Raw genomic sequence first — 9,626 nt, 5'->3', positions numbered from 1 at the left:
GGCATATCGGCCATCACGCAGGAACGGAAATACAAAGTTTGCGACAGAACCCACCGGCGGCAACGTCGTTTATGTCGCCATCGGCACGGCGCTGATCGGCGTCTGCGCGCATCTCGACGGTGCCGGGGCCACCACTTTCCTGCTGACCGTCCCGGCGCTGCTGCCGCTCTACGCGCGGCTCGGGATGAGCCGGTACCTGATGCTCATGCTGCTCGCCACCGGCGCCGGCATGGCAAACATGCTGCCCTGGGCCGGCCCGCTCGGCCGGGCCGCAGCCGTCACAGGCCTCGAGGTCACGGACCTCTGGCGCCCGCTGATCCCGGTGCAGCTGACCGGTCTTGTGGTGCTGCTGGCGATTGCCGCGCTCTACGGGCTGCGCGAGCGGAAACGCATCGCCGCAGCGGGCTCTGCAGAAGCCGCAATGGCCGCAGCGGATGGCACCTCCCTTGAGCAGGCCCATCACAGCCGCACCGAACTCGGCGCTTTCGAGGACGGCCATGAACTCACCGAACAGGAAGCGGGTCTGCTGCGTCCAAAGCTCCTGTGGGTCAACGCGGTGATCTTCCTGTGCGTGATCGCCACGCTGGTCAGCGGCATTCTGCCCGCAGCCTATGTGTTCATGATCGGCCTCGGGGTGCTGATGGTCATCAACTACCCTGACGTGTCGATGCAAATGGACCGCATCCGCGCCCACGCGGACTCGGCCCTGCTCATGGGAGCGATCATTCTCGCCGCGGGCAGCTTCCTTGGTATTGTCGATGGCAGTGGCATGCTGCGTGCCATGGCAGAGGCGCTGGTCGGTGTGCTGCCGGAAGGCGCGGTCGGTATCCTGCACCTGCTGCTTGGCCTCGTGGCCTTGCCGATCGAGCTCATCCTCTCGACCGATGCATACTATTTCGGCCTGCTTCCCATCGTGCTGCAGATCACCGAACCAGCGGGGATCGACCCTGCATCGACGGTCCACGCGCTGGTCATCGGCAATATCGTCGGCACTTTCATCAGCCCGTTCTCGCCCGCGATGTGGCTGGCCCTCGGCCTTGCCCGCGCCGAGATCGGACGACATATCCGCTACTCGATCCTGACAATGTGGGTCTATTCGCTGATCCTGATGGCGGTGGGATACCTGCTCGGCCTCTACTGACCCGGCGGCCACAGCACACCGCAGATGGGCTCTGGTCACGCGGTTGATCAGCGACCGCTTGATTGAGCCGTGCCCGGGCAGGCAGCGTTTTCCCGCGCCTGCCCGGCGATGCTGCGGTTTCCGCTCAGGCCATCTGCTGCCGGGCCGCGGCGGCCTCGGCATCGAGATGTCCCCGCAGCCCGTCAGGCAGCCGCAGCTCGGTCGCCAAGGCGCGCATGTACTGCTCTTCGTCGGGAGTGTCGGGGTCGATGCAGAGCGCCGAGGCAAGGTAGATTTCCGCCTTCTGCGCCTCGGTCCGGGCCAGCCCGGCGATGGTCGCCGGGTCCGCGGGTTCCGAGAAGTAATCGTAGAGCGCCGCCTTCTCATTCGGTCCAAGATCAAAGGCCGCGACCTGCTCCCGGATGCGACCGTGCTCGTCCTGGTCTATGTGGTTGTCGCTCTGCGCTGCAGAGATCATCGCCCGCATGAGGACCAGCCGAAAATCGTCACCCCGCGCGTCGCGGTCGTTCTCGGGATCGAAGCCGCTCTCGGGCGACGGTTTCGGAAGTCCGAGCGGATCTGGCTCGGTGCCCGAGGTCTTCTGCGCCTGCCAGTCGGAATAGGCCTTATACGCCAACCCGCCCACGGCGGCGAGCCCGCCGTATTTGATCGCCTTCCCGCCGAGCTTGCGGCCCTTCTTCGAGCCGGCCAGCAGCGCGATGAGCCCTCCCGCGGCGGCCCCCCCGATCAACCCCGACGGCAGACCCGATCCGGTAGCCTTGCCCGGGGCGCCCATTCCCGTACCTGCGCCACCTTTCGCGCCGAGAAACCCTTCGAGAAGCTTGTTGACGTCCATCCTGCAGTCCTCGCCGATCGTTCACCTGAAATTGTTCATCAGGTCAGGTATGAACGCAGGGTAGCCAGATCAATTTCGGGACCCCGATCCCTACGGCTTCGTGATGACGCGTTGGTTCCGTCCCGCGTCATGAGCTTCCCGTCACTGCAGGCCGCGACAGAAACGCTCTTGAGGTAAAAGCCACGGCCAGACTCGCGTTTCCGGGGCAGATGCCTCACGCAAGTCTTTGCCTGTCATGGGGTGCTGGTGCAGATCTCACCGTCAGTGCTCAGCGCCTCCTAGGTCACGCCCGCCGTTGTCAGCCGACGCCAGTCGGCCAGAGCACGCGGGCTGCCACCTTGCATCCCCGCCGCCACGATCGCGCCGAAGCGCAGATCACCTGAGGGAAGGACCTTCAAGGCGTGGCCGAGTGCGCGAAGGGCCTCGATTTCCGGGTGCGACTCTTCGATCAAAAGTTGCCCGTTCTCAGACCTCCAACGCGGCGCGGCCACCGCTGCGGCGAGATCTTCGCCCGCGAGCCGCGCCCGGGACAGCACCTGCAGCAAGGTCTGCACCTGTCCGTCGGCACCAGGGGTGGCCAGGGCCCAGACGGACCCGTCGGGGCCGGTCAGCAGGGCCGGAGCGAGCGTATGCACCGGGCGTTTTCCTGCAGCCGCGTCATTCGGCGCAGGGCCAAAGCCCGCGGCGCGGTTGTTGAGCATGAAGCCGCCCTCGGGGACATAAACCCCGCTTCCGAAATCGTCGAAGACGCTGACCAGCGACGAGACCACGCATCCGTCGGCATCGGCGCAGGCCACGCCCGCGGTGTGCAGGTAGGCGCGCGGCCCGCCGCGGTGCGGCGCCCGCTCGGGGTCATCGGTCAGCGCTTCGGACATCAGCGCCATGCCTTCGCCAGCTACGGCTACGGCTACGGCTACGACGACTGTCCAGCGCATCCCACGTGGCTTCCTCCCAAAGAATGGCTGGGCGCTGATCTGGCCAAAACCTTCCCGCTGCACCTTATCTCGAACCAACCCAAGACACGTCTGCACAGCCAATACGACCTTGCCGGTGTCTCGCGGGACGCCAAGCGCAATGGTCGTGAGGTCCTGCGTATGCATCCACAGGACGCGGAGCATCGCGGGCTGAGTGAGGGGGACATCATTCGGGTGTTCAACGCGCGTGGCGCCTGCCTTGCCGCACTTTGCATCGACGACGCGATGCGGCCCGGAGTGGTTCAACTGCCTACGGGCGCGTGGTTCGACCCGTCCCCCGACGCGCCGGATGACCAAGGGAAGCCGCTCGAAAGACACGGCAATCCCAATGTGCTCTGCCCAGATCGCGGCGCGTCACAGCTGTCTCAAGCGCCGTCGGCTCAGTCCTGTCTTGTTGAGGTTGAGCCCTTCCAAGGTGACCTTCCCGAAGTCGAAGCCTTCATCCCACCGCAGATTGTCCGGCGCTCGGTCCCGGACGCGTGATCCCGGCCCCATATTTCCGGCCCCCATAGTTCCGGACCCCGTGACAGGCCGCATCCGATGTACGCAAAACGCCCCCGCAGGATGTGCGGGGGCGTTGTCGTTTATTGCGAGGCGATCATGCGGTCACTTGGCCGGGTAGCTGGCCGCAAGGGTGGCGCCGATGAGAGCAAGTGGTCGTCGCTAGGCCGTGGGGCACGGCGGGAAGGCTTGATCACTGTCGCGTTTTCTATTGACCAGTGTTCAATAATTTTATTGAGCGGCGATCAATAATATGGTGACTTTTCCCTGAGAACCGCTGTGCTCGCCGCCACTACACGCATATTTTGCGCAAAAAACTTGGAACTGACCCTGGATACAGATCAAAAATCAGGCGGTAAGCTTCGTGGTCGCGCCGCAGCCATCGGACTGACCAAAGAGGGCATCGTTGCCGCCGCCATCCGTCAGATTGACGAAAAGGGGCTGGCCGCTTTCTCGATCCGCGATCTTGCGCGCACGCTTGGCGTCTCGGCCGGCAATATCTACTGGCACGTCGGCGGCGCGAAGGAGGATCTTTTCGCCGAGATTTCCGCTTCGATCACCGGCTCGGTCTCCGAGAACCTGCTGCCCGGGATGGACTGGCAAACCCGGCTGCGCGCTGTCTTCTTGTCCTACCGAGATCACGTCCGCGAACATGCCAATGTCGCCCCCTTGCTGGGCGCGCAGCTTAAATCCAACGGCGTCGCCAACCTCGCTTGGGTCGAGGTCGTCTTGGGTGCGCTGCAGGAGGCCGGCTATGAAGGCGAGATGATGCGTGACGCCTTCAACGCGCTGATCGGCGGGCTGGCGGGCTTTGTCACCATGGAATTCGCCCCCGGACCTGCTGACAGCAGCGAGGATTGGGAGGCGATCTTCGCCGAACGGCTAGAGGCGATCGACCCGGCGGACTATCCGCTGACCCACGCGGTGCTGCCCCAGATCTCCAACCGGATCTTCGTTCTGCGCTGGCAGAACGGTGCCACCGTTCCCTACACCAGCAGCTTCGAGCTGCTTCTGGACCTTCTGATCGACGGGCTGGCCGCCCGCGCGCCGGCAAAGGGCCAGGCATGATGCCCGCGCCCCATTCATCTTTTCCGGTCCGGGTCCCAGCCCGGCCACTTCCTTGAAAGGCGGACCCATGTCCGAAATCCTCGTCCTCGGCGCCGGTATGGTCGGCGTTTCCACCGCGCTGGCGCTGCAGGCGCGCGGCCATGAGGTGACCCTGGCCGATCGGCGCGAGCCGGGCCGGGAAACCAGCTATGGCAATGCCGGCATCATCCAGGTCGAAGCGGCCGAACCCTACGCGATCCCGCGCGACCTGAAGACTCTGCTCAGCTTCGGCCTCGGGCGCAGCAACGACGTCAGCTATTCCCTGTCGGGCATCCGCAGCATGGTGCCCGCGCTGATGCGCTATTTCGCGAACTCCTCCCCCAAAGGCCACGCGAAGGCGGCGGAAAGCTACAGCCAGCTGACCGGCCGGGCGAGCGAGGATCACCAGCCGCTGATCCTCGCCTCCGGCTCCGACAACTTGATAACCCGCGAAGGGCTGGTGATCCTGCTGCGCGGGGCGCAGGCCTTTGACGAGGCCGCAGCCGAGGCAGAGCGTTTCAAGGCCGCCTACGGCGTGCAATCCCGTATCGTCGCAGGCGAGGACTGGCGCCGCGAGGAACCCGCCCTGCGCCTGACGCCCGCAGGGGCGGTGCATTACACCGACAGCTGGTCCGTCTCCGATCCCGGCGCATTGACGCAAGCCTATGCTAAGCTCTTCGAGACACGCGGCGGGCGGATCGTGACCGGCGATGCCGACACGCTGGCACGCAGCGGTGAAGGCTGGCAGATCGCCACTTCCGAGGGCCCGGTGTCGGCGGAACAGGCCGTGATCTGCCTTGGCCCTTGGTCGGGCGTCTTCCTCAGGCGGTTCGGCGTCAAGGTGCCCATGGTCCTGAAACGGGGATACCACGCGCATTACGATGCCCCCATGCGCCCGCGTCGCCCTTTCCTCGATGCGGCGAACGGCGTGGTGCTGTCGAACATGCGACTTGGTATGCGCATGACCAGCGGTGCGCAGCTTGTCCCTCAGGACGCCGCGGCAGATCCGCGCCAGCTGCGCCGGGCCGAAGCCGCGGTCGATGCCCTGATCGAACTGGGGCCGCGCCTTGAGGAACCGCAGTGGTACGGCTCCCGTCCCTGCCTGCCGGGAATGCTGCCGATGCTGGGGGCCCTGCCCGGCCAGCCCGGTCTCTGGACCAACTTCGGCCACGGCCATCAGGGGTTCACGCTCGGGCCCACCACCGGCACCCTGCTGGCCGAGGCGATGGAGGGCGCGCATTCCCCGCTGCTCGATGCGCTCAGCCCCGCCACCCAACTCGCATAAGACCTCCCAAAGTTCCCCGACACGACCCCCTCGCATACCGACACGCTGCAGTCCGCCGCGCCGGCGCGCTACATCGCGCGCAACCCGGGCAGTCAGGCTGCGCTGGCGCGCGCGCAAGGTCCTGCCCGGCGGCGGCCTGACCGTTGAGGGACTGGGACTGCGCCCGCTGTTGCGGCATCGGGCTGATCGCGCTTTTCCCGCGCAAGGCCTCGGCCGGGGGCCTTGGGATTCTGGCGCTGTTGGGGCTGCCTCTCGACGCGATCTTCAATGCTCTCGTGGGCGCTGTCGTGCTGCAAGCCATCATCGGCTGGACCTTCAGGGGTTCGCAGGCGGGAGCCCCGGTCCCTCGGGCCGCGTCCCAGAACACCTGACGCGGCCCTGCTGTCAGGCGGCGCGCGACATCATTGCTCGCGGAAGGCGCGCGACATGCTGTCGAGGATCGGCTTGCTGATATAGGCCGCGAAGGTGCGGGTCTGGGTCATGATCATGATCTCGACCGGCATCCCAGGTGTCGGCGCGAACCCGGGCACCCGGCCAACCTGCTCTGGCGGCAGCGAGATCCGGGCGATGTACATCTCTTGCCCCAAGCTCATCTCGGGATCATGCAGCGAGTCCGCCGAGATATAGGTGACCTCGCCCTGCAGAACCGGCGTGGTGCGCTGGTTCAGCGCGATGAGCCGCACCGTCGCCTCCTGCCCGACCATCACGCTGTCGATATCGGTGCGGGGGATCTGCACCTCGATGATCAGCGGCGCGTCGGCGGGCAGAAGCTCGACGATGGGCTTGCCGGTTTCGATGACCCCGCCCGGCGTGTGGAAATGCAGCCGCACCACCGTGCCGGTCACGGGCGCGCGCACCACCGAGCGATCCAGCACGTTGCGGGCCTTGCGCGCCTGCTCGGTGATGCTTTCAAGGTCGGCCTCAATCGGCCCCAGCTCGTCAAGCGCGGTCTGGCGGTAGACCGCGCGCGCGGCGCTGATCTCGCTGGTGTATCTCAGGACCATCTGGCGGATCTCGTCGACCTCGGCATCGAGCCGCGCCAATTGCCCCTCTGCCTCGGCCTGTATTCGGCGGATGGCGTTCAGTTCGGACTTCTGCACCAGATTGCGCTCGAAGAGCTTGTTCTTATCGGCGAACTCCTCCTTCAGGATGTCGGCGCGCAGGCGCAGGAACTCGAGCTGCGAGACATAGCCGCTCTCGCGCACCCGCAGCGCATCGATCTGCTTGCGCAGCAGGGTGATGTCATTGGCCAGCGACTTGCGCGAGACCGCATGGGCCAGCCGCTGGCTGTCGAGGATCGCGGCGAACTCGGGATCGTCGGCCTCTGAGGTCAACGCCTCGGAGAACACCATCTCGGTCTCTTCGCGATATTCGGCATAGAGCCGTTCGGCAATCGCGCGCAGCCGGTACCGCCGCAGGTGAAGCTCGCGCTCGCTGGCCTGCGCGGCGGTGCGATCGAGGCTCAGGATCTGTTCTCCGGCGTGAATGAGTTGCCCTTCGGAGACATAGATCTGCTCGATGATCCCGCCTTCGAGATGCTGCACGATCTTGTTGCGGCCGGTGGCGACAAAACTGCCCTGCGCGATCACCGCCGCGGCGAGCGGCGCGGCAAAGGCCCAGAGCGCAAAGCCGCCGAAGGCCGCGACCATGAGGCCGAGGCCGAGCACCGCGAACTTGCTGACCGAGCAGGGAACCTCTGCATACCACGGGGCGTCGGTTTCGATCAGATCACTCATGCGGACCTCCTTCCGAGTCGGTGACAGATTTCGGCGGCGCCTTGGGTCCGTTGATCTTGGCCAGAACCGTCTCGCGCTCGCCAAACAGGGCGACCCTGCCATCGGTCAGCAGCATGATCTTGTCGACAACCCCAAGCAGCGTCGGCTTTTGGGTGATGACGACGACGGTGATGCCCTTGGATTTGGCGTGCTGCAGCGCCTGCGCCAGCGCCTTGTCGCCCGCCACGTCGAGGTTCGAATTCGGCTCGTCCAGCACCAGCAGGCAAGGGTTGCCGTAAAAGGCGCGGGCCAGCGCGATGCGCTGCTTCTGCCCGCCGGAGAGGGGCGAGCCATCGGCGGCCACGAGCGTCTCATAGCCCTGCGGCAGATTGGCGATCATATTGTGCACATCGGCCAGAACCGCAGCCTCGTGAATGGCGGCGTCCGTGGCGTCGCTGCGCATGCGCGCGATATTGTCCTTGATGGTGCCGGGAAACAGCTGCACGTCCTGCGGCAGATAGCCGATGTTCTCGCCGAACTGCCGCGGGTCCCAGTTGCGAATGTCCATCAGGTCCAGCCGCACGCTGCCCGAGGTCGGCAGGATCGAGCCCACCAGCATCTTGCCAAGCGTGGTCTTGCCCGCCCCGGAGTTGCCGATCACCGCCAGCGTATCGCCGGGGCTGAGGGAAAAGTTGATGCCGTTGAGCACAACCTGCTTGGTCCCGCCCGGCACGTACAGCAGCCTTTCCACGTCGAGCCGCCCCTGCGGATGCGGCAGCCGCAGCTTCTCGAATTTGTTCTGCGTGGAGCGCAAGAGGCCGGTGACCCGCTCGCTCGCCCCGCGCGTGAGCAGGAAGGTGTTCCACCCCTCGATCGACCCTTCGATCGGCGAGAACGCCCGGCCCGCGATAATCGACGCGGCAATGACCATGCCGCCGGTGATCTCGCCCTCGATCGCCAGAAACGAGCCCCAGCCAAGGATCGCGATCTGGGTCAGCAGACGCACCGCGCGCGAGATCGAGGCGAAGATCACGTTGCGGTCCTGCGCGCGCACCTGCGCCCCGAGCGAGGCCGCCGTGTCCCGGCCCCAGATCCGCACCGCCTCGGGGATCATCGCCAGAGCGTTGATGATCTGGCTGTTGCGCGACATGGAATCGAGATGCTGATTGGCCTTGGACTGGGCGATATTGGCCTCGGCGAACTGGCGCGAGGTCGCACGCTGGTTGGCGAGGGCGATGACCATCAGCAGCACCGCGGTGACGAGGACGATCAGCCCCAGCTCGGGATGCACCAAGAAGATCGCCAGCATGAACAGCGGCGCGAAGGGCACGTCGAGGAAGGCGATCAGCGTCGAGGAGACCAGAAAACTGCGCATCTGCTGCAGATCGCCCAGCGTCTGATACTCGCGCCCGCTGCCGTGCAGAGAGGCATGCGCCGCGGCGCTCAGCACCGGGGCGCCAAGCCGCGTGGCGACCAGAACCGCCGTCCGCATCAGGATGAAACGCCGGATCGCGTCAAACACCGATTGGAACAGGATCGCCCCGACGATGATGATGGTCAGCATGACCAGCGTGTCCAAGGACCGGCTGGTCAGCACCCGGTCGCTGATCTGAAAGAGGTAGATGGGGATCGACAGCAGCAGGATATTGGTGGCGAAGGTCAGCACGCCGACGACCGCAAGATTGCGCGTCACCGCGCGCCGGACGTCGCGCAGGATCCGGTCAAAGCGCTCTGGATCTTGCCTGCGGTGGAATTTGACCGGCGGCTTGCCATCGCCGCCGCCCGAGCCGGACTTGCGCACGATGGGTTCATTGGCGCGCGCCTCGATGGTCGTTCCGAAACCGTCCTGCCTATGGCCCGCGGCGGTGCCATCGTCGCGCATTTCTGTCCTGTGACGCTGTTGCGGCGCTGCGTCGGATCCGGCGTCGAAGGCGCGTCGCTGCGGGGCGGTCATGCGACGCTCCCGCGAGGGACAACCCCCGCCGGTGCAAAGTTGGAAAATAAGCCAGTCAAATCACTTGTCCTTCTGAAAATACGTCAAGTCAGACAGAAAAATTGTCCAAAGTGGTGAGTGGTGGGTGGTCTCAAA

8 protein-coding genes are annotated in these 9,626 nt (G+C 65.6%); 4 read left to right on the top strand and 4 right to left on the bottom strand.

Annotation, left to right across the window (positions count from 1 at the left end; genetic code table 11):
- Positions 1–1,141: SLC13 family permease (locus G0A00_RS17755; protein ID WP_164214219.1), on the top strand; the 1,141-nt coding region annotated here is incomplete at its 5' end.
- Positions 1,142–1,265: 124 nt separating this feature from the next.
- On the opposite strand, the gene G0A00_RS17750 is transcribed toward G0A00_RS17755, so the two are convergent.
- Together G0A00_RS17750 and G0A00_RS17745 are read right to left on the bottom strand one after the other, a co-directional pair.
- Entirely contained in the window at positions 1,266–1,976 is a 711-nt protein-coding gene (locus G0A00_RS17750) for a tellurite resistance TerB family protein (RefSeq protein WP_164183022.1), read from the bottom strand.
- Between the two features lie 278 nt (positions 1,977–2,254).
- Positions 2,255–2,851: a gamma-glutamyltransferase gene (locus tag G0A00_RS17745; protein WP_203595426.1), complete on the bottom strand. Its 597-nt coding sequence runs from the start codon at positions 2,849–2,851 to the stop codon at positions 2,255–2,257.
- Between G0A00_RS17745 and G0A00_RS17740 the strand changes: the two genes are divergently transcribed.
- From G0A00_RS17740 to G0A00_RS17730, 3 genes are all read left to right on the top strand, one after another.
- Entirely contained in the window at positions 2,810–3,433 is a 624-nt protein-coding gene (locus G0A00_RS17740; protein ID WP_203595425.1) for a molybdopterin dinucleotide binding domain-containing protein, read from the top strand. The two genes, G0A00_RS17745 and G0A00_RS17740, sit on opposite strands and share 42 nt — an antisense overlap.
- 336 nt (positions 3,434–3,769) lie before the next feature.
- Positions 3,770–4,519, top strand: coding sequence for a TetR/AcrR family transcriptional regulator (locus G0A00_RS17735; RefSeq protein WP_235953146.1), 750 nt, complete (start codon positions 3,770–3,772; stop codon positions 4,517–4,519).
- 67 nt (positions 4,520–4,586) lie between these two features.
- A complete protein-coding gene (locus tag G0A00_RS17730; protein WP_164183020.1) occupies positions 4,587–5,822 on the top strand; it encodes an FAD-binding oxidoreductase in 1,236 nt (411 codons plus the stop codon).
- A gap of 401 nt (positions 5,823–6,223) precedes the next feature.
- Here the strand turns inward: G0A00_RS17730 and G0A00_RS17725 are convergent, their stop codons facing one another.
- Positions 6,224–7,558, bottom strand: a complete 1,335-nt coding sequence (locus G0A00_RS17725) for an HlyD family type I secretion periplasmic adaptor subunit (protein WP_164183018.1) — start codon at positions 7,556–7,558, stop codon at positions 6,224–6,226.
- The gene (locus tag G0A00_RS17720) at positions 7,551–9,491 is read right to left on the bottom strand and encodes a type I secretion system permease/ATPase (RefSeq protein WP_203595424.1); all 1,941 of its coding nucleotides are present in this window, start codon (positions 9,489–9,491) and stop codon (positions 7,551–7,553) included. Before G0A00_RS17720 ends, G0A00_RS17725 begins: the two co-directional genes overlap by 8 nt.
- Positions 9,492–9,626 lie beyond the last annotated feature (135 nt).

Origin of the sequence: Salipiger sp. PrR002 (assembly GCF_010500775.1) — a bacterium.
In the GTDB taxonomy this organism is placed as follows: Bacteria; Pseudomonadota; Alphaproteobacteria; order Rhodobacterales; family Rhodobacteraceae; genus Salipiger.
Note: the sequence above shows the minus strand (reverse complement) of the source record. Positions and strands in the feature narration are given on the sequence as shown.

Coding starts and splice junctions, on each gene's coding strand:
- G0A00_RS17750 (WP_164183022.1), bottom strand. CDS start 1,976: ATGGACGTCAACAAGCTTCTCGAAGGGTTTCTCGGCGCGAAAGGTGGC.
- G0A00_RS17745 (WP_203595426.1), bottom strand. CDS start 2,851: ATGTCCGAAGCGCTGACCGATGACCCCGAGCGGGCGCCGCACCGCGGC.
- G0A00_RS17730 (WP_164183020.1), top strand. CDS start 4,587: ATGTCCGAAATCCTCGTCCTCGGCGCCGGTATGGTCGGCGTTTCCACC.
- G0A00_RS17725 (WP_164183018.1), bottom strand. CDS start 7,558: ATGAGTGATCTGATCGAAACCGACGCCCCGTGGTATGCAGAGGTTCCC.
- G0A00_RS17720 (WP_203595424.1), bottom strand. CDS start 9,491: ATGACCGCCCCGCAGCGACGCGCCTTCGACGCCGGATCCGACGCAGCG.